Genomic DNA, 26,396 nt, shown 5'->3' on the forward strand with positions numbered 1-26,396 from the left:
ATTTGGCGGCTATGCAAGGGGGCGGTTTCTACAATCGCCATTCCGCCGTGCAGGCCACCGGTATTACTGCTCTGCTTTCCCTATGGGAAGCTGCATGCCGGACAGTGGACATTCGCGAAAGTCCTGTGACCATCGTCGACTACGGCTGTTCCCAGGGCCGAAATTCGATGATCCCCATGCGAAAGGCGATTGAACTTTTGCGTTTGAATGCAGGGGCGACCGTTCCCATCGAAGTCATCCACACCGACCTTCCGTCCAATGATTTCTCATCTCTGTTCGAAGCCCTGATCGCAGACCCCGACAGCTACATGACGGGAACCGCCGATGTTTTCCCTTTGGCGATCGGCAAATCATATTTCGCGCCGTTGCTTCCGCCTGGCCGAGTGCATCTTGGCTGGTCGACCTGGGCGTTGCAGTGGATGAGCACCAACGAAATCGAAGCGGCAGATCATGTCCTCGCGGGAATGAGCAGGTCACCGGCTGTCGCCGCCGCTGTCGCGGCGCAGCAAGCGCGCGACTGGGAATGCTTTCTGACGCAGCGGTCACGAGAGATGCGACCTGGCGCGAAACTCGTGGCCGGCTTCACGGCGCGCGCCGAAGCCGACACGGGCTGGGAATGGCTGCTCGGCGAACTATGGTCAGCAATCGGAGACATGAGAAAAGACGGTTTGCTGTCGCAACGGGAGCAGGAGCAAATTACGATACCAATCGGCCTTCGATCCCTGGAGGATATTCAGGCTCCTTTCAGGCCATCCGGATATTTCACTGAACTGGCGTTGGAACACCTCGACCTGGTTAAGGTCAGTGATCCGTTCTGGCCGGAATGCGATAGCAGCGGCGACAGAGTGACGTTCACCAAACATCATGCGAACGCGACGCGGGCATGGAGCGGCCCGACGATCGCCAGCATCACGCCACGCGCCCTCGAACGGACCACGTTTGTCGATGAGCTGTTTGCTCGATTTGAGCACCGCTTGACGAAAGATCCGAGACCTCACGAACCTTACATGGCGGCCGTGGTACTATCGAAGAAAGATCGGTGAATCTATTGTCGCGTCGAAGAACGTGCCCGAGCAATATCACCTGCCCGGGCTGTAATCCTTACATGCCCTGCCCGCCGCGGTTCATAGCGGCAATGCCGGTGCGGCAGACTTCGATGAGGCCGAGCGGCTTCATGATCGCGATGAACTGGTCGATCTTGGAGGACTTGCCGGTGATCTCCAGGATGAAGTGATCGATCGTCGCATCCACCACCTTGGCGTGGAAGGCGTCCGCTAGGCGCAGCGTCTCGGCGCGGGTCTCGCCATTGCCGATAACCTTGAGCAGAGCCACTTCCCGCTCGATCGGCCGGTCCTGGCCGAGCTCGCGGGCGCGTACCGTCAGGTCCACCACGCGATGGACAGGTACGATGCGTTCGAGCTGCGCCTTGATCTGCTCCAGCACATGCGGCGTGCCGCGGGTGACGATGGTGATGCGCGACAGATGCGCCGCATGCTCCGTCTCCGAAACCGTCAGGCTTTCGATGTTGTAGCCGCGGCCGGAGAACAGGCCGATGACGCGGGCGAGTACGCCCGGTTCGTTATCGACCAGCACCGAGAGCGTATGGCTCTCGACGGCCGCCGTTTCCGGAGAGATGAAGTAGGCAGAGCCGGTGGGTTGAAGGTGTGCGTTCATGATCCTGGGTTCCTACCTATCTATTGTTATACTAGCTGACGGCCCTTGGCGTCGATCGCGTTGGCGACCGCTTCGTCCGTGGCTTCGTCCGGCAGCAGCATTTCATTATGGGCCTTGCCCGAGGGGATCATCGGGAAGCAGTTGGCGAGATTGGCAACGCGGCAATCGAAGATGACAGGTTTCTTGACGTCTATCATCTCCTGGATCGTCGCATCGAGATCATCAGGCTTCTCGCAACGCAGGCCAACAGCGCCATAGGCTTCGGCGAGCTTCACGAAATCAGGCATCGCTTCTGTATAGGAGTTGGACAGGCGGTTGCCGTGCAGCAGTTGCTGCCACTGGCGCACCATACCCATGTACTGGTTGTTCATGATGAAGATCTTGATCGGCGCATTGTGCTGGATCGCTGCCGACATTTCCTGAATGCACATTTGGATCGAGGCATCGCCGGCAATGTCGATGACGAGGCTTTCCGGATGAGCGATCTGCACGCCGAGCGCTGCCGGCAGGCCATAACCCATCGTGCCGAGGCCACCCGAGGTCATCCAGCGGTTCGGCTGTTCGAAGCCGAAGAACTGGGCCGCCCACATCTGGTGCTGGCCGACTTCGGTCGTGATGTAGGTGTCGCGATCCTTGGTCAACGCGAAGAGACGTTCCAGCGCATATTGCGGCATGATCACGTCCTTGCTCATCGCATAGGCGAAGGAATTGCGGGCGCGCCAGCGGGTAATATCGCCCCACCAGGCATCGAGACGGTTCTTTTCCGGCTTCTTCGGCAGTGCGCGCCACAGGCGGATCATGTCTTCCAGAATATTGCCGACATCGCCGCGGATGCCGACATCGACACGGACGTTCTTGTTGATCGAAGACGGATCGATATCGATATGGATCTTCTTGGAATTCGGCGAGAAGGCGTTCAGACGACCGGTAATGCGGTCGTCGAAGCGGGCACCGATGCAGACCATGACATCGCAATCATGCATCGCCATGTTGGCCTCATAGGAGCCGTGCATGCCGAGCATCTTCAGCCAGTTCTTGCCGGAAGCCGGATAGGCGCCGAGGCCCATCAGCGTCGAGGTGATCGGGAAATCTGTCAATTCGACCAACTCGCGCAGCATGCGGGAGGCTTCCGGGCCGGAATTGATGACGCCGCCGCCCGTATAGAAGACCGGCTTGCGGGCGTTGGCCATCAACTCGATCGCCGCCTGGATCTGGTTCAGGTCACCCTGGATCTTCGGCTGGTAGCTCTTCTGGATGGCATGATCGGCCGGCGGCGTGTAGGTGCCGGTGGCAAACTGCACGTCCTTCGGGATATCGACGACAACGGGACCCGGACGGCCCGACTGGGCAATACGGAAGGCCTCATGGATGACGGCGGCGAGCTCGTTGACATCCTTGACCAGCCAGTTGTGCTTGGTGCAGGGGCGCGTGATGCCGACCGTATCGCATTCCTGGAAGGCGTCCGAACCGATCAGCGGCGTCGGAACCTGGCCGGAGAGGCAGACGAGCGGAATGGAATCCATCAACGCATCCTGCAGCGGCGTGACGGCATTGGTGGCACCGGGGCCTGACGTGACCAGCATGACACCGACCTTGCCGGTGGAGCGGGCGTAACCTTCGGCCGCATGGCCGGCGCCCTGCTCATGGCGCACGAGGATGTGCTTGATATCCTCCTGCTGGAAGATCTCGTCATAGATCGGCAGGACGGCACCGCCGGGATAGCCGAAGATGTGCTCGACACCATTGTCCTTCAGCGCGCGGAGAACGATTTCCGCTCCCGTCATCCTGTTGTCTGCCGCTTGATTGTCCGTGCTCGCCATGTGTCTGTTCCGTTTGATGCTGGAGATCTGAGGTTTGTGGCCGGAAGCCCTGATTTCGGGCATAAAAAAAGGCCCCTGAGGAGCCTTCGTCTTGCGCATGGGTGGCTATCGCCGGATGGTTACACCATCCTGCCCATGCGCTTTCCCACCACGATAAGAACGTTCGAAATTGTCATGGGCGGAAGTGATAGACAGAAAATTTCGCAGCGTCAACGCATTCCGCAATAAAAAATCGGCACGCCGTCAACTGCGCAAACCGTCCAATGGGCCGTCCAATTCTGGGGCTGAAGGATTTATTAAAGGATCGATTCTATCCTGCCCTTTAATGCAGGGAGTAACCCTTTGCTCAACAACGACATGATGACGACAGGCAAAGCAGGCGAACAGGATCGCCGCGACAGCCTTGCGCCGGGGAATCGATTTCTCGGGCGTGTCGTTGCATGCAGCGGATCGCGCGCCACCATCGCCGCCGTGGCGGAAGCCGGCGGCACCGATCTCACCGAATTATGGTCCGTCGGCCGGCTGATTTCGATCAGCGTCGGGCGCAATCGCGTCGTCGCCCTCGTCTTTTCCATGAATACCGGTAGCCAGGGCTGGGGCGAAGGTCAGGACAATATCTTCCGCATCGAGACCGAACTGCTCGGCGAAGTCCGCGTCGATGAAGACGGCCGCGAGGAATTTTCGACCGGCATTTCGCGTTACCCCTATCTCGGCGCCATCGCCCACCGCATCCGCTCCGCCGACCTGATACGCATCTATGATGCCGGCAAGGGCGCCACTGCCGTCATCGGCAATCTGACGCAGGATGAAAGCATCGACGCGGCGATCCATGTCCCCTCGATGCTGTCGAAGCATTTCGCCGTGGTCGGCTCGACCGGCGTCGGCAAATCGACCGCCGTCTCGCTGCTCTTGCACAAGGCGATCGAGGCCGATCCGAAGCTGCGCGTGCTGATCCTCGATCCGCATAATGAATTTGCCGCCGCTTTCCCGAAACACGCCGTCACCATCGACACCGACACGCTCGACCTACCCTTCTGGCTGATGCGGCTCGAGGAATTCGCCGAAGTTGTCTTTCGCGGCCGCCCGCCGGTGCCCGAAGAACTCGACATGCTGCGCGATATCCTGCCGGAGGCCAAACGCGCCTTTCGCGGCAGCGACAGTTCGCTGGTGCGCCGCCAGACGGAAAAGAGCTCGATCACCGCCGACACTCCGGTGCCCTATCGCATCGCCGATCTGCTTGCCCTCATCGACGAGCGCATCGGCAGGCTGGAAGGTCGCGCCGAAAAGCCCTTCCTGCGCTCACTGAAGATGCGCATCATCGCCGCGATCAACGATCCGCGCTATCACTTCATGTTCTCCAGCAACACGATCAGCGACACGATCACCGAGACCATCGCGCAGATCTTCCGCATCCCCGGCGACAACAGACCGATCTGCACCTTCCAGCTCGCCGGCATCCCCTCCGAGGTCGTCAACTCCGTCGCCTCGGTACTCTGCCGCATGGCCTTCGAAATCGCGCTCTGGAGCGAAGGCGCCATTCACATGCTGGTCGTCTGCGAAGAGGCGCACCGCTATATACCCTCGGACCCGAACCTCGGCTTTGTGCCGACGCGGCAGGCGATTGCCCGCATCGCCAAGGAAGGCCGCAAATACGGTGTCTCGCTCGGCATCATCACCCAGCGCCCCGGCGAACTCGACCAGACGATCCTGTCGCAGTGCTCGACGCTCTTTGCCATGCGCCTCGCCAACGACCGCGACCAGGAAATCATCCGCTCGGCCATCCCCAATTCCTCGATCTCGACGACGAGCTTCATTTCCTCGATCGGCAATGGAGAGGCGATCGCCTTCGGAGAGGCGATCCGGGTGCCTATGCGCATGCGCTTCTTGCGCGTCGACGAAACCCTGCTGCCGAAGGCCCATAGCGCCACCAGCAAACATGCCGAGGAAGACCCTGACACCGTCGACCTGCGCCGCATCGTCACCCGCATGCGGGCGATCACATCAGGCCCCGATATCTCCACCTTCCAGCAGAACTACAGTGCAGCGATAGCGGATTACGAGCCGGAAGAGGATTTCGAAGACGAGGACGCTGCTCAGCCCCACGCCAACCAGCCCTATACCGCTCCATCAGCAGCACAGGCGCCGCTCGAACCCTATCGCCCCGGACTGCTGCCGCAAAGCCGCGCGCAACATCCCGAGACCCCGCCGCTCTCGCCGCAGACTTCCATTGACGCACGCCTCGAAGCGCTGCGCCGCGAAATGCGCCGCGACGAGCAGTCGAGGCCGGCCTTCGGCGAACAGACGTCAGCGCCGCGTCGCGAGGGCGGCATGTCGCTGCGCGAAAGCATCCTGAAGAAGCCGCTGAGCAGCCTTTACGATAAGGACTGAGTACTGCCTACGAACGCGGCTGGCGCGTTGCCGCTGCGATTTCGGAGAGATGCCGCTCGATCAGTGCCAGGAAGGCGATGGTGCCGCAGATCAGCGCAGCAACCACGATGCCGCCGATGGCGCCCAAAATTGCTCCGACGATGAACATGCCCGATCCACCCTGCGCCGCTGCTGCAGTCGCACCCGAAAGCGTGGAAAAAGCAAGAATGACGATTGCGATCAAGGCGTTGATCGAAGAAAGCGTCTTGGCGAGAAAGTTGTTCATGCCGGCCCCCATAGCTCCATTGGTCATGATTCGAAGATTATTCTAGCCGTTTGCGGGCGTGAAGCATGGGTCGCTTTGGCGCTAAGGCGAAAGCCTCTCCCAGCTTTCATCCATCTGATTGCGGAACCAGGTCATCTGCCGCTTGGCATATTGCCGTGTGGCGGCGGCCCCACGCTCAATCACCTCGGCGCGGCTCATCTCGCCGCGCAGCATCGCCGCGATCTGCGACACGCCGATCGCCTTCATGACAGGCATTTCCGGGGGAAGATCAAGCGCGAGTAGCGCCCTCACCTCGTCTTCCGCCCCCTGCTCCAGCATTTTCTCGAAACGTCCATTGATACGCTGATGCAGCACGGCGCGATCCGGCAGCACGACGATCTTGCGGGCCGTATCGGGATCGACGACGACGGGTCCCACCTGCCCCTGGAATTCCGCGATCGACTGGCCCGTCGCCTCGACAATCTCAAGCGCCCGCACGATCCTCTGCCCGTCCTGTACGTTCAGGCTTTCGGCCATGGCGGGATCAACCTTCGCAAGCTCCGCATACAGGCCCTCCGGACCCTCCTCCAGAAGCCGTGCGCGCAGCCGCTGCCTTATCTCCTCGGGAATGACGGGCATTTCCGACAACCCGCCCGTCAACGCCTTGAAATAAAGCCCGGTGCCGCCGACGAAGACCGGCAGTTTTCCTTCGGCGTGGATGCGCGGCAGAAGCGCCGTCACGTCCCGCAGCCAGGAACCGGTCGAATAGGCCTGCGCGGCCGGCACATGGCCGTAGAGATGATGCGGCACACCATCCATATCCTCTTCGGAGGGTCGCGCCGTCAGCACCCGCAGCGTGTCATAGACCTGCATGCTGTCGGCATTGATCACTACGCCGCCATGCTCTTTGGCCAATTCCACTGCGAGCGCGGACTTGCCGCTGGCAGTCGGCCCGGTTATCAGGATCGCATTCACAGCGCTCAGAAGGTTTTCCATCATGGCCCTCGTTGCCACGCTTGTTGCCAATCCGTCAAACCCCGTTCTTTCGCCTGAGATCGCCGAGCGCGCTTCAGACGCCGTCAAGGCATCCGGGCTCTACTGGCTGGCCGATGGCATTGCCTGCGATATCGTGCTCGCAGACGGCTCTGACAGGCAGGCAGCCGAGGCCAATCTGCACGCCGTCATCGCCAACAGCCCGATCGATCTCGTCATCCAGGAACAGGAAACCCGCCGCAAGAAGCTGCTGATCGCCGATATGGATTCGACAATGATCGGCCAGGAATGCATCGACGAACTCGCTGCCGAAGTCGGCCTGAAGGAAAAGGTCGCCGCCATCACCGCCCGCGCCATGAACGGCGAGATCGCCTTCGAACCGGCGTTGCGGGAACGCGTCGCCCTCCTGAAGGGCTTGCCGATCTCGGTCGTCGACGAAGTGATCGCCAAGCGCATTACGCTTACCCCGGGTGGCCTTGAACTGATCGCTACCATGAAGTCGAAAGGCTATTATACCGCCCTCGTCTCCGGCGGCTTCACGGTCTTCACCAGCCGCATCGCAGCCACCCTCGGCTTCGACGAAAACCGCGCCAATCTCCTGCTTGAGGAAGACGGCCTCCTCTCCGGCCACGTCGCGGAACCCATTCTCGGCAAGCAGGCCAAGGTCGATGCTCTCAACGACATCGCCACCCGCCTCGGCATTTCCCCCGAAGAAGCCATTGCCGTCGGCGACGGCGCCAACGATCTCGGCATGCTGCATCTGGCCGGCTCCGGCGTCGCCCTCCACGCCAAACCGGCTGTCGCTGCCGAAGCCGACATGCAGATCAACCACGGCGACCTGACCGCGCTGCTCTATATCCAGGGCTACCGGAAGACGGATTTCGTGACGGCTTGAACCGCACGAGGCGTGGCTGAAAACTGAAAAGGAGCGTCATAACCGCTCCTTTCGCGTCTTGGGGCGGCAAGCGCCCCTCCCCACCCTCATTCCTGTGCTTGTCACAGGAATCCAGCTACCGAGCGTCCGCGCGGTGAATGACTCGTATTCTCCGTAAAGGGAGAAAGTCTTTCCTGCCCAAGGACTTGGGCAGGCTGGATCCCTGTGACAAGCACAGGGATGAGGGAGAACTGGGCGGTCGCCGCGACTAATCAACTACCCTAGTCACGGCATCCTCCGCCAACCGACAGCCCTCACTCCATCGGCACTGCGACAAACCGCAGGTCGCCATTCGCTGCAGCGACCATCATCTGCGCGTTGCGCCGGCCTTCCTGCTTCAGCGTCTGCACCTTGGTAGCAACCGCATCCGGCGACTTCATGAATTCCTGCGCCACTTCGACGATCACGTCGCCGGGCTTCAAACCCTTTTCGGCGGCGGCCGAACCCGGCGCAACCTCAGTCACGACGACACCATCAACGCTTTCGGCAATGCCGAAGGCCTTGCGGGTCTCGGGGCTGAGCAGCGAGAGTGAAAGACCGAGCACATGCTTCGGAGCAGCCTGACCGGGCGTTGCCTGATCCTGGCTCTGGCTTTGCCCTTGTCCCTGGCCCTGTTGCTGCGGATCCTGGCCGTCAGGTGCGGCCTGCCCCTGATCGCCACCCTGATCCGGTTCGTCCATATCGTTGTTTTCACCAGGATCGGGATTGATGACACCGTCATCCGTCGAATTGTCGTTGGCGGCGGCCTGGTCGCTATCTTCGAGACGACCGAGCGTTACCTTGACGGTCTGCTCCTTGCCGTCACGCAGCACCACCACATCGACTTCTTTGCCGACGGGGCTTTCGGCCACCACGCGTGGCAGGTCGCGCATCTCGCTGACGACCTTGCCGTCGAATTTCAGGATCACGTCGCCGGCCTTGATCGAGCCGTCATCGACCGGCCCGCCCTTGATGACGCCAGCGACTAGCGCACCCTTGGCGGTGTCGAGGCCGAGGCTGTCGGCCACTTCGTCGGTGACAGGCTGAATGCGCACGCCGAGCCAGCCGCGCCGCGTCTCGCCATATTCGCGAAGCTGGTCGACCACGCCTGAGGCAAGCTCCGACGGCACTGAGAAGCCGATGCCGATCGACCCGCCCGACGGGGAGATGATCGCCGTATTGATGCCGATCACTTCGCCCTTCATGTTGAAGAGCGGACCGCCCGAATTGCCCTTGTTGATGGCCGCATCCGTCTGGATGAAATTGTCATAGGGGCCGGCATTGATATTGCGGCCGCGGCCCGAAATGATGCCGACCGTCACCGATCCGCCGAAGCCGAACGGGTTGCCGATTGCCATCACCCAGTCGCCGATGCGCATGACGCTGGAATCGCCGAACTTGACGGATTTCAGCGGCTGTTTCGGCTCGACCTTCAATACCGAAAGGTCGGTCTTGGTGTCCGTGCCGATCAGCTTGGCCTTCAGCTTGGAGCCATTGGCGAAATTGATCTCGATGTCGTCGGCGCCCTCGATCACGTGGTTGTTGGTAACGATATAGCCGCTGGGGTCGATAACGAAGCCGGAGCCGAGCGAGCTGACATTGTGATTGGGGCCACGATTGCCCTGCTGCTTGTTGAAGAAATCGTTGAAGAATTCCTGGAAGGGCGAGCCGTCTGGCGCGCGCGGCGCCGGGCCTGCACCTTCGTCGTCCTTCACATTCTGCGAGGTCGAAATATTGACCACGGCATCGAGCAGTCCCTCGGCGAGATCGGCGACCGAAGCCGGTCCATTGCCCGGAGCCGTCATCTGCACCGGCGGAGCGGCGGGCACTACTGCAGCCGGGGAAACCGGCGCCGGTTGAGGGGCGGCAGGGGCCGGTGCTGCCTGTTCAGGTGTCGCTGGTGCGGGGGCGGTTTGCGCATGCGCAACACCGCTTGCGCCGACATTTGCCAGAAGGGCGGTGCCGGCCAGCAGCGCGAGCGTTCGTCTGAAGGGCGAGCGAGTCGTGGGGGCCATCAAGCTTCCTCGTCTGGGGTAAAGGCGCACATACAGCACCAGCATAAGGCGGAATGATGGAGGGCGAAATCACCTTTTCGCGAAATCCCCTTGCGAATGTGATCTAGCCTCGCAAAAGCCAGACACAGCCGACGCCGAGCGCTATCGCGGCAAGCCCGAAGACCCTGAGTTGCCGCTCCCGAACGGTGGGGAGAAGCTTTGCCATCTCGATAAGAAAACGAGGGGCCAGTGCGTAGACCAGCCCCTCAATGATAAGGAAGAATGCAAGTCCGGTCAGGAGGTCCTGCATTCAGTCTGTCGTCAGTTCGCCGGCGGTGCCGGAGCGGCCGGCTGTGCGGCCGCAGGCGGCACGAGGCCCCCGGTCTGGCCCGGTGCAGCAGGCTGGTTGCCGTCCGCATTCTCGAAGTAGCGGAAGAACTGCGAGGTCGGCGAAAGCACCAGCGTCGTATCCGGAGAGGAAAGTGCCGTGGAATAGGCGGCCATCGAGCGGTAGAACTCGAAGAAGGCCGGATCCTTGCCGAAGGAATCGGCGAAGATCCGGTTGCGCTCCGCATCACCTTGACCGCGCAGGATTTCCGAATCGCGCTGAGCATCTGCGGTAATCTCGACGACCTGGCGGTCGGCGACAGCCCGGCGGCGCTGGCCCTCTTCATTACCCTCGGCGCGGATGCGCTCGGCTTCGGCCAGACGCTCGGAGCGCATGGCGTTGTAGGTGTTCGGAGCCACTTCCGGCGAAAGGTCTGTCCGGCGGATGCGGACGTCATCGATATGCAGGCCGAGATTTTCGGCATCGGTGCGCAGATCGTCGCGGATTTCGAGCATCATCGCCACGCGCTCTTCCGAAAGCGCGGCATTGTAGTCACGCAGACCGTAGACGCGGCGAAGCGAGGAATCGAGCTGCGCACGCAACCGTGCTTCGGCAGCGTCGCGGTCGCCGGAGACCGTTTCGCGGAAACGGCGCACATCCGAGATGTTGTAGATCACGAAGGCGTCGACATCGAAGGTCTGGCCGTCCTGAACCTGAACGCGGATATTGTCGAGGTCGAGCCTGAGCGCACGCTTTTCCACGAACTGCACGCGGTCGGCATCCATGAAGCCGAACGGCAGCTTGAAGTAGAGGCCGGGCTCGCTCTTCACCGACTGGATCTGACCGAAGCGCACGACGATGGCCTGCTCACGCGCATTCACGACGAAGATCGACGAATAAAGAATGGCGAGAACGATCGCGAGCGCGATGAGGATTACGGGAAGTCTGTTCGATACCATGGTTCAACCTCCCTGCCGTGCCGGTGCTGGTGCCGCCGGTCTGTTGATCTCGTTGAGCGGCAGGTAGGGCACGACGCCCTGCTTTTCGTCGATCACGACCTTCTTGGAGTTTTTCAGAACCTGCTCCATCGTTTCGAGGAACAGGCGCTTGCGCGTCACATCGGGAGCTTTCGAATATTCGTCGTTGATGGCCGTAAAGCGCTGGGCTTCACCTTCCGCTTCCTTGACGACGCGATCCTTGTAGGCGGCTGCGTCTTCGCGGATACGGGCGGCATCGCCTCGTGCCTGACCGAGCTTCTGGTTCGTATAGCGGTTGGCGTCCTCGATCGTGCTGTCGCGGTCGCGGCCGGCACGCTGTACTTCTTCGAAGGAGTCGGCGACTTCGCGCGGCGGCGCCACGTTCTGGATCGTCACGCCGGTCACGGTAATGCCCGCGCCGTAACGGTTCATCGTATCCTGAACGATGTTGAGAACCTGCGTCTCGATCGGCTGGCGGTTGCTGCGGAAAGCGTCCAGCGCCGGACGGCGGCCGACGACTTCGCGCATGGCGCTGTCGGAAACCTGCTGCAGTGTTTCAGCCGGATTTTCCACACCGAAAAGATAGGCCTTGGGATCGCTGATCGTATAGAAGACGGCAAACTGCACGTTGATGACACTCTTGTCGCTCGACAGCATCAGCCCGCTCGAAGAGCCTGCCGTGGTCGCGCCGATGTTCAACTGCTGCACCGTCACCTTGACCGTCTCGACGGTTTCAACCGGCCAGAAATGGAAATGCAGGCCCGGCATGGAAATCTCCTGCTTGGGCTGGCCGAAGCGCAGCTCAACGCCGCGCTCGTCCGGCTGGACGACATAAATGCATTGGAAAAGCCAGAAGATCGCGACAACAGCCACGATGATCGCAACGACACCGCCGTTGAAACCACCCGGAATGAAGCCGCGCAGCTGATCCTGCCCGCGCCGGATGATGTCTTCCAAATCGGGCGGACCGCCCTTGCCGCCGCCACCGCCGCGTGGACGGTTCGGCCCCTGCCCCCATGGTCCCTGATTATTACCGCCGCCGCCGCCCCAAGGGCCGCCGCCGCCATTCTGATTGCTCCAGGGCATCAAAACCTCGTTGTTCGTTACGTCATACACATCCGACCGCCGTGGGGGCTGCCGGCGGATGCGATCCGACCGTTATAGGTATCGCCGCATCTGCTTTCAACGCAGCGTCAGAAACTTGGTCAATATAATTGGAAAATAGTTCCTTTTCAGGCATCTCGCCGTTCATAAACGACGAAACGCGTGCGATAGGTGTCCCTTTCCCCCGAGGGAACATCGAGGCTCTCGGTCGCTACCCAGATTGTGGGATCGATGTCGGGAAAGGACGTGTCGCCATCCACATCGGCTTCCACATGCGTCACGCACATGCGGTCGACGAACGCCATCGCCTGCGCGTAAATCTGTCCGCCGCCGAGGATGGAGATCTCGTTTTCACCCTGCTTGCGGGCGAGCTCCTCGGCCATCTCTATCGCCTCGTCGAGCGAGCGGGCCATTTGCACGTCGGGAAGATCGATAGCGGCACCGCGCGAGATCACCACGTGCTGGCGCCCCGGCAGCGGCTTGCCGCCGAAGCTCTCGAATGTCTTGCGGCCGACGACGACAGGCTTGCCTGTTGTCATCGCCTTGAAGCGCTTGAGGTCAGTCGAAAGCCGCCAGGGCATGTCGCCGTCGCGGCCGATGATGCCGTTGCGCGCAACGGCAACGAAGATGGTCTTGCGGATATCGGACATTGGCCTTCCCGGCTTGGAGCACGTCGCGCAAAAATGTGCAGCGGTTTTGCGATTACGACATGCGAAACAAAAGCCTAAAGCGTGGCAAGCGATCTGAAAGATCGCGACACGCTTCAGACAGCAATCGGCGCCTTGATATTGGCATCGGCGTCGTAGCCGACGAGTTCGAAATCCTCGTAGACGAAGCCGAAGATATCCTTCACATCGCGCTTGATCAGCATGCGCGGCAGCGGCTTCGGCTGGCGCGCCAGCTGCAGCTTCGCCTGGTCGAAATGGTTGTGATAGAGATGTGTATCACCGAGCGTATGGACGAATTCGCCATATTTCAGCCCAGTCACCTGCGCCACCATCATCGTCAGCAAGGCATAGGAGGCGATGTTGAAGGGAACGCCTAGGAAGATGTCGGCCGAGCGCTGATAGAGCTGGCAGGAAAGCTTGCCGTCAGCCACATAGAACTGGAACAGGCAGTGGCAGGGCGGCAACGCCATCTCGTCCACTTCTGCCGGGTTCCAGGCCGAAACGATGTGACGGCGCGAATTGGGGTTAGTGATGAGGCCCTTCACGAGATTGTCGATCTGGTCGATATGCCCGCCATCCGGTGCCGGCCAGGAGCGCCACTGCGCGCCATAGACCGGGCCGAGATCGCCGTTTTCGTCGGCCCATTCGTCCCAGATGCTGACGCCGTTTTCATGCAGGTAGCGGATATTGGTCTCGCCCTTGAGGAACCACAGCAGTTCATAGATGATCGAGCGAAGATGCAGCTTCTTCGTCGTCAGCACCGGAAAGCCGGCATCGAGATCGAAGCGCATCTGATAGCCGAAGACCGAACGCGTGCCGGTGCCCGTGCGGTCACCCCGGTCGGTGCCTTTTTCCATCACATGGCTCAAGAGGTCGAGATATTGCTTCATGGTCGCCACCGATTCCTTTTGCACCCAATTTAAGGGCAAAGCGGCCGCAAACCAATGCGTCTTGCTGATTATCCAAGCAAAATCCCTGGAGAGCACGACGCTTTTATGACGTATCCCCTTCCCTTGCGATCACAAAAACACTATATCACCCATGCCGGCTTTCGGGCCGGCTATGGCGATAAACGGGCGGTGGAATAAACCTATTGGACCCGGGGGCGGTACCCGGCGCCTCCACCAAAAACAGGCGGCTCTCCTTTTGGAGAAAGGCCTGCTTTTGATGGGGGCGAAATAGGATCGACAAGGGTGTAAAGATCGACTTTTCGCTCGGCATGATACCGCCGTTATCGGGTCACAAGTGTAGTTGCAAACGACAACAACGCTAAGGAATACGCTCTCGCTGCCTAACGGCGGTGCGGGAATTCCGCTCTAAGTCCTTACGGTTAGCCCCGTAAGGCGGGGTCCGAAGGCACCTGGCAACAGAAGCCTTCACCTTCTCCCCTTTTTCGATGAAATCATGTATGCTTGATGAACGCATGAATCGGCTTGCGCCTTTCCCAAAGCGCCCGGACGTGCCATACAAGTTCGTGAAAAGACTTCCAAACCGACGAAAGACAGGAAAAGCATGGGGCAGGATCATATCCGCTACGACATTCTGGCACAGGACGCGTTGCGCGGTGTCATCCGCAAGGTCTTGACCGAAGTCGCAACGACGGGCCGTCTGCCCGGCGACCATCACTTCTTCATCACGTTTCTCACGGGCGCTCCCGGCGTGCGCATCTCGCAGCACCTGAAGTCCAAATATCCCGAGCAGATGACCATCGTCATCCAGCACCAGTTCTGGGAACTGAAGATCACCGAATCCCATTTCGAGATCGGCCTGTCCTTCTCAGACGTGCCGGAAAAGCTCGTCATTCCCTTTAACGCCATCCGCGGCTTCTACGACCCCTCGGTCAATTTCGAGCTGGAGTTCGACGTACCGCTGAGCGACGGCGAGGAACTTCCGGCCGCCGAGATCACCGCCTATCCCGTTGATGCCGTCAAGACGGAGGACGCGGCCGCAAAGCCTGCCGCAGAAGGCGAGGAAAAGAAACCGGGCTCCGTCGTTTCGCTCGATTCTTTCCGCAAGAAGCAGTAATGCCGAGGGAGGCGAAAGCCTCCCTTTTTCATGATGGAGGCAACCGCGTGAGCGCCGAAATCGTCAATCTACGCCAGTTCCGCAAGCAGCAGGCTCGCTCCGAAAAGGAGAAGCAGGCAGAGCAAAACCGCATCTCCCACGGCCGTACCAAGGCTGAAAAGCAATTGACCCGCGCCCTCAACGAAAAGGCCGAAAAGGCGCTTGATCAGGGCCGGATCGAAGACGACAAGACCTGATCGCCGGCGGGTGAAAAGCCTGGGCGATCAGACAGATGCGGTTCCTGACTGAATCGCTTTCTCAACGAAGACGAAGCAGGCGATGATCCGCAAACATTCGGCGACGTTGCATGGGCACCGCACCAGTTTCTCGCTGGAAGATGAATTCTGGACCGAGTTGAAGGCGATTGCCGCGGGTCGTTCCATGCCGCTCGCAGCGCTGATATCAGAAATAGACGATGGCCGCGCGCCTGACAGCAACCTCTCCTCGGCGCTGCGCCTGCACGTTCTGTGCTGGCTGAAAAACGCCGTGGCGAACGCCTGATCGTCCGCTTGACCGGCCCTTCTTACTGGGCCTGAACGCCGGGCAACTGATCGAAATTGAGCTGGCCGGGCTGCAAGGGCTGTTCTGCCCGCCGCGCGGCCTCAGCCTCCGAAGCAGCCTTTGCCTTCGCTTCTGCCTCAGCCTTGGCGCGCGCCGCAGCTTCGGCAGCCGCCTTCGCCTCGGCTTCCGCCTTGCGCTGGGCCGCCTGCTGCGCAAGAGCCCTCAGCCGCTCTTCTTCCGCCTGCCGCTGCCGCTCGATCTCGGCAGCTGCAGCCCGCTGGGCGTCATTGAAGCGATAGAGCGCCACCTCGCGCCGCAGCCGCTGCTTTTCCAGCACATTGGTCTGCAGCCGCTCGACACGACGCCGCTCGCGCTCGAAGGCGCGCAGCGAGAGAAAGCTGGTAATATCGGTCACATCCATCGTCTTGCCGGGCGAGGCCAGCAGGCCGGAGAAGTTCAGCCGGATGCCCGGCTCCGCGCCCGAAAGCGCCTCCGCGCCGGGATTGAGGCCGATGCCAAGTGTCGCGCTGATGCGCCCCTGCGGCAGCTCGATTTGCGCGTCGGCGCTCAAATGTGCCAGATCGTTGGCAACGCTGACATTCTGGACCCGCAGCGTACCGTCAGTCACGTTGAAGGGAATGCCGAGCGGCGGCAGCTTCGCCTCGCCATTGTTCAGCAGCGTTTCGACAATCGGATGTATCTTGCCGGCATTGATCTGGTCCTGCATCGGATCGGTGGCGGCCAGCAGCGGCGCCAGGATCGCAAGGTTCAGCCCGCGAACGCTCGTCTCGCCGAGCCGGATTTCGCCCGAGCCGTTCAGAGAACTCGCAATTTCCGAAACCGTCTTGCCCGAAGCTTCGAGCGCCAGAGACATGCCGAACTTGCCGTTGGCGACAGGCGCGCCGTCGCGCGGCCAGACGACGCCGCCGAGATCGGAATCGGCAAGTGCAAGCCGCAACTGCAGGAAGCCCGTGCCATTGGCATTCGTAACGAGCATATTGCCGGAGAGCGCGCCGCCATCCCAGTTGCCGGCCATGTCGTTGAGCTGCAGCTCGTCGCCCTTGTAGGCAACGTTTGAGGTGAAATCGTTCACAGCCGTGTTCAAAAGCCCAGGCCAGAACTGCTTGGCGGTAAGCTCCAGATTGACGTCGAGATCGCGGAAGAGCGGCAGGCCGAGGGCGGCCGTTGTCAACTGGCCGTTGGCGGGATCGTTGATCTGCCCGAACACGGCTTCGCCGAGCCAGCCGAGATCGGCCTTGGAAAGCGCGAGCGTGCCGCTCGCCGTCGTCTTTGCCGCCTTGCGATCGAAGGTCAGCCCGCCGGCAAATTCATTGTCGGCAGCATGCCCGTTGAGATCCGCCAACACCACCTTATCGGCATCGATGGTCGCGTTGGTCTGCAGCTTGAAGGGCAGCCCGGTGCCAAGCTCAGGCAGCGCGATGCCGTTCATGACCAGATACGGATCGAGATCGGCGCTTTCGAGCGATACGGCGACATTGCCGTTCATGAAAGTGTCGGGCCGTACATCGACCTTGCCGTTTGCCGTAAACGACGTCCGGTCTGTCGCGAAGGTCAGCGCGGCATCGGCAGGATCATTGCCCGCCGCCGTTACCTTCAGCGTCATGCGGCCATTGGCGCCCGCGTCGACCGGCAGCGGATCGAGACCCGCCTGCCCGAACAGGATCGACGGCACGGCATTGTCGAGCGTCGCCTCCAGCGTCGTCGTGCCGCTGCCCGTCAGCGCCAGGAGGTCGGACATGCGGTAGTCGAGATTGACGCGGCTGCCGTTCGAAACGCCTGCGAGCGTCACCGAAAGCGCATTGCCGTCGTCGCCGCCGAGCGTCAGCGCGCCGCGCAGTGCCGTATTGCCGTACCAGCCGGCGTTGCGCACCAGCCGGTCCATTACAGGATGATGCGGCAGATGCTCGCGCAGCATGGCGAAGAAGGCGCCGGGATCGGCGGCCTTGAAGGTGATCTCGCCGGTGCCCTTATAGTCGAGCAGCGATCCCTCCGCCTTGCCCGTCGCCGTCAGTTCGGCGCCCGCAAGATTCTTGATCGACAGCCGGTCGACGGAAAGCGCCCCATCGGCGAGCGTAAAGGTCGTCTCGACATTATCGGCCTGCACACCGAAGGCCGTGAATTTGTCGGCCTTGAGCTGTGCGGCAATCTTGTGATCGAGCACATTGTCGCCGGCATCCTGGCCGGTAAAGAGGCCGGTCAACGCCCTCAGCGCATCGAGATCAAGTGAATCGCCGTTCAGCGCAACGGAAAGCGACGGCGTCTGGCCGTTGGTCGCCTGCCGCTCCAGCCGACCCTTCAGCGTCGCAGCACCGATCGCGATCTCCAGGTTCTCGAAGCGCTGCAGATCACGCGTCAGGCTGACATTGGCCGAAAAGCCCGCCTGCCGGAGCTGGCGGATCGCCGGATCGACCGAACCTGCCAGCCAGGAGGCAAGGCCCGTAGGCTGCGTGGAGGCAACCACCATCTGGCCGTTGAAGGACGGATCGCCCGTGAGCGTCAACTTGCCCTTGCCTTCCACCTGCGTGCGGCCGGGCAGCGTGCCGACGGCATTGTCGATCATCCAGCCATTGCCGGCCGGCCTCAGTTCCAGCGCCACGTCGCGGATCGTCGTATCGCCGGCAACGATTGCCGGCAGGCGCACCGTCGCCTTGCCCGGCACTTGCGGGATCGGAACCTGGCCGACAATTTCGAGCAGCGAGTTCAATCGCTGACGTGCCGAAACCGCAGGGTCGCGGTTGGTCTTGCCCGCGGCACCCTGATTGCCGATACGGTTGACGTCGATCTGCTGGCCATCGGCGGTCAGCAGGAATTCCGGCGCGCTGCCGGTGTCGAGCGTCGCCTCGCCCGTGATCACATAGGGGTCGTCGGTCGAGCCGACTTCCATACGGTATTCGGGAACGCGGATGCGGTCGTTGGTGAGTTCGAAACGCCCCTTGAGGCGCGGCGGCGCCTCCCCCTTTTCGCTCTTGCCCTCACGGTTTTCGATCGCCGCAACCAGCGTGCCCTGATAGTTCGGCCGGCTGTCGACGAGCTTCAGTTCACCATCGAGATCGACTGTGACGGGATGCTTGTCCGGCGCAAGCCGGGTGCGCACGCGCAACACGCCGCTCTCGTCCGGCTGATTGCTGGAGATGGAAAAGCTGCCATGTTCGCCGTCGAGCGTGCCATCGCCCTCGATGCGCCATGGACCGGCGAGCGACTTCGCCGACATTTCCGCATTGAGCCCCGTCACATGCCGCGAACGGCCGGACTGGTCGTCGATGAACTCGATCTCGCCGCCGTTGACATGCACATTTTCCAGAACGACGGTCTTGGCCGGAATTTCCGGCTGGCTGCCGCGCATCCAGTCCAGCGAGCCGTCCTTCAGAAGCCGCAGCCGCACCTTGGGGTTGACGACCCGCATGTCGAAGATCAGCGCCTCGCCCGAGAGGAAAGGCGCAAGCTCGGCATCCATGGAGAACTGCTCGACCTGGACGACCGGCGTGCCGTCCTCTTCCTGGCCGACGCGCACGTCATGCAGCGTCACGGACGGAAACGGCAGCAGCCGTGCGTCGACCGTGCCATGCACCGTCACCTTCTTGCCGATGATGCGGCTCGCCTGATCCTCGAAATTCATCCGGAAATCCGTCCAGTCGATGAACAGCGGTGCCAGCAGCGCCACGAAGAGCACTACGACGATCACTCCTCCTAGAAAGACGAGGAACCGGCCTACCAAGTCAGGGATTCTCCATTCGGGATTCTGTTGCCGACACTAGCGCTATTCATGCCGGGGGCAAGGGCCAAGATCATGAGATTATTCCATTTTCAGCCCAGATGAAAAATCTTGCCGGGATTGAGGATATTGTCAGGATCAAGCGAGCGCTTGATCTGGCGCATCAGGTCCACCGTACCCCCGAGCTCCTGCTCTAGAAATGCCATTTTCCCCTGCCCGATCCCGTGTTCGCCGGTGCATGTGCCATCCATTGCCAGCGCCCGCACATTCAGCCGGGCCACGAACTCCTCGGCCGTGGCAATCCCCGCGGCACTCTTGTCGTCGAACAAAAGCTGCACATGGAAGTTCCCGTCGCCCGCATGGCCGACGATCGGCGCCAGCAAACCATTCGCCTCGATATCGGCCTGCGTTTCGGCAACGCAATCCGCAAGCCGCGATATCGGAACACAAACATCGGTCGAAAGTACGGCAAGTCCGGGCGCGAGCGCCCGCACCGACCAGTAGGCATCATGGCGCGCCTTCCAGAGCTTCGTGCGCTCCTCCGGGCTCGCCGCCCACTTGAATTCGCCGCCGCCGCATTCGGCCGCGATCTCGGCAAAGGCGGCCGATTGCAGAGCCACCGTCTCGTCCGTGCCGTGGAACTCGAGGAAGAGCGCCGGGCTCTCCTCATAGGGAAGGCCGGCATAGGCGATGCTGGCGCGCATCTGCAGCGCATCGACAAGCTCGATACGCGCCACCGGAATGCCCATCTGGATCGTCATGATGACGGCGTCGCAGGCAGCCTTGACGCTCGGGAAGGCGCACACACCTCCGGCGATCTTCTGCGGAATGCCGTGCAGGCGCAGCGTCACCGAGGTCAGGATGCCGAGCGTGCCTTCCGCACCCACGAAAAGCCGTGTGAGATCGTAACCGGCCGACGACTTGCGCGCCCGCCGCGCCGTGCGGATTTCCTCGCCGGAAGCGGTCACTGCCGTAACGGCAAGCACATTGTCCTTCATCGTTCCGTAACGAACGGCATTGGTGCCGGACGCCCGTGTCGAGGTCATGCCGCCGATCGAGGCGTTGGCGCCGGGATCGATCGGGAAGAACAGGCCGGTATCGCGCAGATGGATGTTGAGCGCTTCGCGGGTGATGCCCGGCTCGACCGTGCAATCGAGATCCTCCGGATTGACTTCAAGCACCCGGTTCATTCGGCTGAAATCGATGGAAATTCCGCCATTTGGCGCATTGACCTGCCCCTCAAGCGAGGAGCCGGTGCCGAAACCGATAACAGGCACTTTATGATCGGCGCAGGCCCGTACAGCGGTCTTCACATCGTCAGCGGTCTCGGCAAAAAGCACGCCGTCGGGTAGCTGGGCGGGAATATATGTGGTCGTATGTGCATGCTGGGCGCGAAAAGCCTGGCCGGTCTGGAAGCGCTCTCCGAAGCGCTGTTTCAGAATGCCGGTGACGGCCTCTATGCCTGCCTCGTTTCGCACCCCAGCCTTCGCGTCGCGCAGTGCCATGCCCTTGATCTCCCTGCATTCCACAGCCTGCTACAGCATCTGTAGCAGGCCGGGTATGAGGCAAGTCAAAGCAGCTGTCCAGCCAAGATTCGGGAAGATTTCATCCCATCTTTGTTGCAGGGACCGTGGGCGGGTTGAGCCGCGCAAAGCCCTCCTGCCGATAATAGGGAAAATAGGGATAGGGCGGCGTCACGGCACTCACCGCATCCAGCCGCCCGATCTGCTCCGGCGTCAGCCTCCAGCCGACTGCGCCGAGATTTTGCCTGAGCTGCTCCTCGTTGCGCGCGCCGATGATGACGCTTGAAACCGTCGGCCGGCCGATCAGCCAGTTGATGGCGATCTGCGGCACCGTTTTGCCTGTCTCGGCGGCAATTTCATCCAGCACGTCGACGATATCGAAAAGCTTCTCGTCATCGACGGGCGGGCCGTATTCGGCAGTCTGGTGCAGACGGCTTCCCTCGGGCAGCGACGCACCGCGGCGGATCTTGCCGGTCAGCCGGCCCCAGGCGAGTGGGCTCCAGACCAACGCCCCCACCTCCTGATCGGCGGCAAGCGGCATCAACTCCCATTCGTAATCCCGCCCGGCGAGCGAATAATAGACCTGATGGGCCACGTAACGCGGGTATCCATATTTTTCCGACAGCCCAAGCGATTTCATCAGCTGCCAGCCGGAGAAATTGGAAACACCGACGTAGCGAACCTTGCCAGCGGCCATGAGCCCATCGAGCGTAGCGAGCACCTCTTCGACAGGCGTCGAGGCATCGAAGGCATGAAGCTGCAAGAGGTCGATATAGTCGGTGCCGAGCCGGCGCAGCGCATCCTCGGTTGCGCGGATCAGCCGTGCCCGCGAGGTGCCCCAATCATTCGGCCCCTCGCCCATCGGCAGCGCCGTCTTGGTCGAGACCAGCACCGCGTCGCGCTTTCCGGAGATCGCCTGCCCCAGCACCTCCTCGGAAGCGCCGGCCGAATAGACGTCCGCCGTATCGAACAGCGTCACACCTGCCTCCAGGCAGATATCCACCATTCGCCGCGCCTCTTGCGCATCCGTCGTGCCCCAAGCGCCAAAGAGCGGCCCGCTGCCGCCGAAGGTGCCGGCCCCGAAGCTCAGCACCGGCACCCTCAAGCCCGATGCGCCTAGATTTCTGTATTCCATGATTCAATCTCCTGTTTTCTGAAGCGATAGACCCGGCCAGAACGATGATATAGATTGCCTTGGAGCATATCATCTGTGATTTGAATTCATCATGAGCCGTCAGGACATCAATCGATCGGGCGAAATGGAAGTCTTCGTCAGTGTCGTCGAGCGCGGCGGTTTTTCCGCTGCCGCCCAGGTGCGGCGCATGACGCCATCGGCCGTCAGCAAGCTGGTCGCCCGGCTGGAAACAAGGCTCGGCGCCCGCCTCGTCAACCGCTCGACGCGCAAGCTGCAACTGACGCCCGAAGGCTGCGCCTTCTACGAGCGCAGTGTCGCGATCCTTGCCAATATATCGGAGGCTGAGCGTTTCGCCTCGGCCGGAGAACAGGCGGCGGGCCGCATCAGCATCAACACCAGCGGCTCCTTCGGCAATCATGTTCTGGCGCCGCTGATCCCGGCCTTCATGGCCGAGCATCCGGATGTCACCCTCGATATCACCCATACCGACAAGGTGGGCGATCTGCTGGAAGAGCGTGCCGATGTCGCAATCCGGGCCGGCCCGCTGAAGACATCGAGCCTGATCGCTCGCAAGCTCGGCGCTGCCAGAAAGATCATCGTCGCCTCGCCCGATTATCTTGAGCGACACAGCAAACCGCGCTCGGCCGAAGAACTGCGCAATCACCGCCGCATCGGCTTTTCCTATGCCCGCGCACTGGAAGGCTGGCCGGTCATTGATGCCGGCGAGACGATCACCATTCCCCTCACCCCCGGCCTTCAGGTCGGCGATGGCGAGGCTATGCGATATCTCGCGCTCTCGGGCGCCGGCCTTGCCCGCATGACAGAATTCACCGTGCATGCCGATATCGCCGCCGGTCGGCTCGTTCCCGTGTTGGAAAAACTCAATCCCGGCGATGTCGAGGAGTTCTATGCCGTCTATATCGGCCAGGGCGGCCCTCTTCCCGCACGCGTTCGCGCTCTCCTTGATTTCCTTGCGAAACACATCCGTCTTTAGGAGCACAAAGGTCAGATTCCGCGATTGACCCCTTGGCCACCCCGCGCCTATATCGGGTCTGCGCCTGCCGGCCCTCGCAGCCGGCCTCTTCATACTGCCGGGGCCTCCTCCCACCTCCGCCTTCGGGCTCGCTCCGGTCGAAAAGTTCGGGGATCACAATTTTGGACGCAAGCAGCTTCCATCAGAGAGCGAGCCTGCCCAAATGGGCATTGCTGCTCGCCTTGTCGGCCGTTCTCGTCCTTTTCCTCGAACTCTTCGCGCTGCCCGCCTCGCTGCTGATCGGCCCGATGGTCGCGGCCATCGTGCTGGCGCTCACCGTCGGCAAGGGGCAGCTGCGCATCCCCTACTGGCCGCTGCAGTTCGGCCAAGTGCTGGTCGGCCTCTTGATGGCGCGCAACATCACGCCCGATATCCTCGGCACCATGGCCAAGGACGCGCCACTCTTCTTCGTCTTCATCGTCTCGGTGATCGCCATTGCCGCCGGTCTTGGCTGGCTGCTCACGCGCTGGCAGGTCTTGCCGGGCACGACCGCCGTCTGGGGCTCCACGCCCGGCGGCGCCTCGGCCATGGTCATCATGTCGGAAGCCTATGGGGCAGATGCCCGCCTCGTCGCCTTCATGCAATATCTGCGCGTCGTCTTCGTCGCCGTCGGCGCTTCCGTCATCTCCCGCCTCTGGCTTGCCGCCGATGGCGAAGAGCCGCCGCCGGTCATCCTCTTCCCGCCGGTCGATTGGTCGGCCTTCGCCATGACTGTCGCCTTCGCTGCCCTCTGCTGCTACGCCGTCCTCCGCTTCCGCATCCAGGGCGGCAATATCGTCATCCCGCTGATCGGCGGCGCTCTTCTGCAGGGTTTCGGCCTGTTGAAGATCGAGCTGCCGACCTGGATCCTGGCGCTCAGCTACGCACTGATCGGTTGGAGCATCGGCCTGCGTTTTACCCGCTCGATCATCGAACACGCCGCCCGCGCTCTGCCCCGCGTTTCCGCCTCCATCATCATCCTGATGGCGCTCTGCGGCTGCATGGCGCTGGCACTCCACAAATTCGCCGGTATCGACCCGCTCACCGCCTATCTCGCGACCAGCCCCGGCGGCGCTGATTCCGTCGCCATCATTGCCGCGTCCAGCGATGTCGACGTGCCCTTCGTCATGGCCATGCAGACCGGCCGCTTCATGATGATCCTGTTGATCGGCCCGGCGCTCGCCCGCTTCATCGCCCGCCGCTCCGATCTTGCGGAAAACGCCGCTTGAGGTCGGGAAATCGTCGGCATGTGAAGCCGTCGAAAGCGAACTGTTCTGCCCATGCTTGACTAGTCGCAGGCCCGGTTATTCCCTACATTGGTTGAATGACCATCACTGTGCTGAAAAATGGATAACACGGGACTGTCTCTCGACAGGATGCGCACCTTTGTTCGCGTTGCCGAGCGGGGCAACCTGTCTACGGTGGCAAAGGAGCTCGGCGTCGGTCAATCAACCGTGACGCGGCACCTCAATGAGCTCGAGGACGCAGTCGGCGTACCCCTCCTCAGCCGGACCACGCGTCGCGTCACCCTTACCGACGAAGGCAGCCGCTATTATGCCAACTGCCTTCAGGTATTGCGCCTGGTCGAGCAGGCTACCGAGGAAGCCAGAAATGCCCGTCGGGCGGCCGCAGGCGCTGTCAGGCTCTCGTGTACTGCAGCGCTTGGCGTGATGCACATCACCCGCCTCATCTTCGAATTTCAGGACCAGCATCCGGATATCAGCGTCGATCTCAACCTAACCGACGAGCGCATCGACCTGGTTCGCGAGGGCGTTGATGTGGCGCTCCGGCTTGGGCCTCTCACCGACAGCTCCATGAAGCTTCATGCGCTCGGAAAAAGCCATCGGCTGATGGTAGGCGCTCCAGCGTATTTTTCCGCCCACGGGCGGCCGGAGCACCCGGACGATCTCTCGCGATACGAAACCGTCATCATGTCCAATATAGCCGGGAGCGATCAGGTCACTCTCTCCTCCCGCCATGGCGCGAATGTGACGGTTCCAGTCAATGGGAAGCTGCGCGTCGATCACGGGCTTGCGGCGCGCGAAGCCTTGGCCGCAGGACGCGGCATTGGTCCCGCCCACCTTTGGCTGGTCCACGATCTCCTGGACAACGGTCGGCTCGAGGTCGTGCTAGAAGACTATCGTCCGTCGCCGGTCCCGCTAAGCCTGCTCATCGTGCCCGAGCGTTCCACTATTGCCCGCGTTCGCCTTCTCACCGACTTTCTCGTCGCCGAGATTTCCAAACTGCCGGGAATCCGGCCATCGTGACTCAGAGCCCGAAAGATCGCTTGTCGCCGCGCCAGCCCGTGGTCCGAAGATACTGTTCCCAGTCGAGCGCGTCGGGATCCAGGCGACGGCTCCATTCCAGATCATGCTCCCTGCCGAAATAACCATATTCGACAGCATATTCGACCATCCCCAGAAGCTCTCGCACGAGAAATTCGTTGGCGGCAAACTCCGGAAAATGCTGCAGCAGGCCGTCCTTGGTGAAAGCATCTCGATATTCTGCCTTGATGCCGGTTACCTCTCGGAAAGTTTCGACCATCTCGCGCGGAGAGATGATATCGCCGACGATAGGCAGCGTTTTCCCGTTGTAGCGCTCGGGATTTGAGAAAATTTCGAGCACTGCCGGCCCGGTCGCCGTGAGCGGATCGACGAAAGGCGCTCGAAAATCTTCAGGAAGATAAATCGGCAGCAGGAGCGTGTCACCTTCCATGCGCGGCGGATAATATTCGAGAAGATTCGTGTAGAAGAATGCCAGGATGACGAAGGAATGAGAGATCGGCAGACCGCGAATATAGTCTGCAACGCGCGCTTTGTCGGTGAAATGCGGAGCATACTTCGTCCCGCCGGAGATGGCGTCGACATTCTCGAGCGTGCTGAAAACAATATGTCCGACACCTGCCTCAACCGCTGCATCCGCCAGTTGGCGGCCGATGGGAGCCTCTATTGTCTCCGGTGGCATGACGGGCGGCGTCATCAGAAATACCCCGTCCGCGCCTTCGAAGACAGCAACGAGATCCTTCTGGAAACCAAGCTGGAGAGGGACTGTTACAATTTCAGCTCCAAGTTTCTCCAGACTTAAAGCCTCGGGTGAATCCTTTTTTCGGGTTAAGGCGCGTACGCGGAAACGTTCGCTGCGAAGGAGCGTCGCTGCGACGCTACGGCCCTGTTTGCTGGTTGCACCGACAATTGCGATAAGTGGTTTATCATTTGAAGACATAGTTGCGCCTTGAACCTTTTCCCTGTCTCACCCGCTGCTGATTGCACAGCCAGGCGTCATACTGGAGAGAGCTTTCGGCTCATGCCGATAGCTCGGATCCGGG

Annotated in this window: 23 protein-coding genes and 1 other RNA gene; 10 read left to right on the plus strand and 14 right to left on the minus strand. The window is 61.4% G+C overall.

Annotated features, from left to right (window positions below):
• The first annotated feature begins 125 nt into the window (after positions 1 to 125).
• The gene (locus AB4Z13_RS13515) at positions 126 to 1,043 is read left to right on the plus strand and encodes an SAM-dependent methyltransferase (protein WP_442206152.1); all 918 of its coding nucleotides are present in this window, start codon (positions 126 to 128) and stop codon (positions 1,041 to 1,043) included.
• Between the two features lie 58 nt (positions 1,044 to 1,101).
• Here AB4Z13_RS13515 and ilvN read toward each other — a convergent pair whose 3' ends face one another.
• A complete protein-coding gene (gene ilvN, locus AB4Z13_RS13520) occupies positions 1,102 to 1,674 on the minus strand; it encodes an acetolactate synthase small subunit (RefSeq protein WP_113323364.1) in 573 nt (190 codons plus the stop codon).
• 26 nt (positions 1,675 to 1,700) lie between these two features.
• Complete coding sequence (locus AB4Z13_RS13525; RefSeq protein ID WP_113323365.1) at positions 1,701 to 3,494, minus strand: acetolactate synthase 3 large subunit; 1,794 nt, start codon at positions 3,492 to 3,494, stop codon at positions 1,701 to 1,703.
• A 342-nt stretch (positions 3,495 to 3,836) separates the two neighbouring features.
• On the opposite strand from AB4Z13_RS13525, the gene AB4Z13_RS13530 reads away from it, so the two are divergent.
• On the plus strand, positions 3,837 to 5,882 hold the full coding sequence (locus AB4Z13_RS13530; RefSeq protein WP_442206153.1) for an ATP-binding protein: 2,046 nt from the start codon (positions 3,837 to 3,839) through the stop codon (positions 5,880 to 5,882).
• A 7-nt stretch (positions 5,883 to 5,889) separates the two neighbouring features.
• Here the strand turns inward: AB4Z13_RS13530 and AB4Z13_RS13535 are convergent, their stop codons facing one another.
• Together AB4Z13_RS13535 and miaA are read right to left on the minus strand one after the other, a co-directional pair.
• A complete protein-coding gene (locus AB4Z13_RS13535; RefSeq protein ID WP_007817811.1) occupies positions 5,890 to 6,147 on the minus strand; it encodes a hypothetical protein in 258 nt (85 codons plus the stop codon).
• A gap of 81 nt (positions 6,148 to 6,228) precedes the next feature.
• On the minus strand, positions 6,229 to 7,125 hold the full coding sequence (gene miaA / locus AB4Z13_RS13540) for a tRNA (adenosine(37)-N6)-dimethylallyltransferase MiaA (RefSeq protein WP_442206154.1): 897 nt from the start codon (positions 7,123 to 7,125) through the stop codon (positions 6,229 to 6,231).
• On the opposite strand from miaA, the gene serB reads away from it, so the two are divergent.
• Positions 7,124 to 8,014, plus strand: coding sequence for a phosphoserine phosphatase SerB (serB, locus tag AB4Z13_RS13545; protein ID WP_442206155.1), 891 nt, complete (start codon positions 7,124 to 7,126; stop codon positions 8,012 to 8,014). The two genes, miaA and serB, sit on opposite strands and share 2 nt — an antisense overlap.
• 293 nt (positions 8,015 to 8,307) lie before the next feature.
• Here serB and AB4Z13_RS13550 read toward each other — a convergent pair whose 3' ends face one another.
• The 6 genes from AB4Z13_RS13550 to AB4Z13_RS13575 form a co-directional block, all read right to left on the minus strand.
• Positions 8,308 to 10,047 carry a Do family serine endopeptidase gene (locus AB4Z13_RS13550; RefSeq protein ID WP_442206156.1) on the minus strand — a complete coding sequence of 580 codons (1,740 nt, stop codon included), beginning with the start codon at positions 10,045 to 10,047 and terminating at the stop codon, positions 8,308 to 8,310.
• Positions 10,048 to 10,150: 103 nt separating this feature from the next.
• On the minus strand, positions 10,151 to 10,336 hold the full coding sequence (locus AB4Z13_RS13555; RefSeq protein ID WP_442206157.1) for a DUF2065 domain-containing protein: 186 nt from the start codon (positions 10,334 to 10,336) through the stop codon (positions 10,151 to 10,153).
• 11 nt (positions 10,337 to 10,347) lie between these two features.
• Positions 10,348 to 11,313: a protease modulator HflC gene (gene hflC / locus AB4Z13_RS13560; RefSeq protein WP_442206158.1), complete on the minus strand. Its 966-nt coding sequence runs from the start codon at positions 11,311 to 11,313 to the stop codon at positions 10,348 to 10,350.
• Positions 11,314 to 11,316: 3 nt separating this feature from the next.
• Positions 11,317 to 12,417: an FtsH protease activity modulator HflK gene (gene hflK, locus AB4Z13_RS13565; protein ID WP_442206159.1), complete on the minus strand. Its 1,101-nt coding sequence runs from the start codon at positions 12,415 to 12,417 to the stop codon at positions 11,317 to 11,319.
• Between the two features lie 146 nt (positions 12,418 to 12,563).
• Positions 12,564 to 13,085 (minus strand): dihydrofolate reductase, encoded by a 522-nt coding sequence (locus tag AB4Z13_RS13570; protein ID WP_442206160.1) that lies wholly within the window; start codon positions 13,083 to 13,085, stop codon positions 12,564 to 12,566.
• Positions 13,086 to 13,198: 113 nt separating this feature from the next.
• A complete protein-coding gene (locus AB4Z13_RS13575) occupies positions 13,199 to 13,993 on the minus strand; it encodes a thymidylate synthase (RefSeq protein ID WP_442206245.1) in 795 nt (264 codons plus the stop codon).
• A gap of 114 nt (positions 13,994 to 14,107) precedes the next feature.
• Between AB4Z13_RS13575 and ssrA the strand changes: the two genes are divergently transcribed.
• The 4 genes from ssrA (at position 14,108) to AB4Z13_RS13595 (ending at position 15,668) form a co-directional block, all read left to right on the plus strand.
• Positions 14,108 to 14,484: a transfer-messenger RNA gene (gene ssrA / locus AB4Z13_RS13580) on the plus strand.
• A 131-nt stretch (positions 14,485 to 14,615) separates the two neighbouring features.
• A complete protein-coding gene (locus AB4Z13_RS13585) occupies positions 14,616 to 15,128 on the plus strand; it encodes an SspB family protein (RefSeq protein WP_113325497.1) in 513 nt (170 codons plus the stop codon).
• A gap of 47 nt (positions 15,129 to 15,175) precedes the next feature.
• Entirely contained in the window at positions 15,176 to 15,364 is a 189-nt protein-coding gene (locus AB4Z13_RS13590; protein ID WP_037070786.1) for a DUF4169 family protein, read from the plus strand.
• An 82-nt stretch (positions 15,365 to 15,446) separates the two neighbouring features.
• Entirely contained in the window at positions 15,447 to 15,668 is a 222-nt protein-coding gene (locus AB4Z13_RS13595) for a ribbon-helix-helix domain-containing protein (RefSeq protein ID WP_113325498.1), read from the plus strand.
• 22 nt (positions 15,669 to 15,690) lie between these two features.
• Here AB4Z13_RS13595 and AB4Z13_RS13600 read toward each other — a convergent pair whose 3' ends face one another.
• The 3 genes from AB4Z13_RS13600 to AB4Z13_RS13610 form a co-directional block, all read right to left on the minus strand.
• Positions 15,691 to 19,404 (minus strand): AsmA family protein, encoded by a 3,714-nt coding sequence (locus tag AB4Z13_RS13600; protein ID WP_442206161.1) that lies wholly within the window; start codon positions 19,402 to 19,404, stop codon positions 15,691 to 15,693.
• 89 nt (positions 19,405 to 19,493) lie between these two features.
• Positions 19,494 to 20,906 carry an FAD-binding oxidoreductase gene (locus AB4Z13_RS13605; protein WP_439015898.1) on the minus strand — a complete coding sequence of 471 codons (1,413 nt, stop codon included), beginning with the start codon at positions 20,904 to 20,906 and terminating at the stop codon, positions 19,494 to 19,496.
• A gap of 100 nt (positions 20,907 to 21,006) precedes the next feature.
• Positions 21,007 to 22,059: an aldo/keto reductase gene (locus AB4Z13_RS13610; RefSeq protein WP_442206162.1), complete on the minus strand. Its 1,053-nt coding sequence runs from the start codon at positions 22,057 to 22,059 to the stop codon at positions 21,007 to 21,009.
• Between the two features lie 91 nt (positions 22,060 to 22,150).
• Between AB4Z13_RS13610 and AB4Z13_RS13615 the strand changes: the two genes are divergently transcribed.
• The 3 genes from AB4Z13_RS13615 to AB4Z13_RS13625 all read left to right on the plus strand — a co-directional run bounded on the left by AB4Z13_RS13615 (position 22,151) and on the right by AB4Z13_RS13625 (position 25,338).
• The gene (locus AB4Z13_RS13615) at positions 22,151 to 23,053 is read left to right on the plus strand and encodes a LysR family transcriptional regulator (RefSeq protein WP_442206163.1); all 903 of its coding nucleotides are present in this window, start codon (positions 22,151 to 22,153) and stop codon (positions 23,051 to 23,053) included.
• Between the two features lie 152 nt (positions 23,054 to 23,205).
• Positions 23,206 to 24,300: an AbrB family transcriptional regulator gene (locus AB4Z13_RS13620; protein WP_442206246.1), complete on the plus strand. Its 1,095-nt coding sequence runs from the start codon at positions 23,206 to 23,208 to the stop codon at positions 24,298 to 24,300.
• 117 nt (positions 24,301 to 24,417) lie between these two features.
• A complete protein-coding gene (locus AB4Z13_RS13625; RefSeq protein ID WP_442206164.1) occupies positions 24,418 to 25,338 on the plus strand; it encodes a LysR family transcriptional regulator in 921 nt (306 codons plus the stop codon).
• Between the two features lies 1 nt (position 25,339).
• Here the strand turns inward: AB4Z13_RS13625 and AB4Z13_RS13630 are convergent, their stop codons facing one another.
• A complete protein-coding gene (locus AB4Z13_RS13630; RefSeq protein WP_442206165.1) occupies positions 25,340 to 26,293 on the minus strand; it encodes an NmrA/HSCARG family protein in 954 nt (317 codons plus the stop codon).
• Positions 26,294 to 26,396 lie beyond the last annotated feature (103 nt).

This window comes from Rhizobium sp. YAF28, from assembly GCF_052113285.1.
GTDB lineage: Bacteria > Pseudomonadota > Alphaproteobacteria > Rhizobiales > Rhizobiaceae > Rhizobium.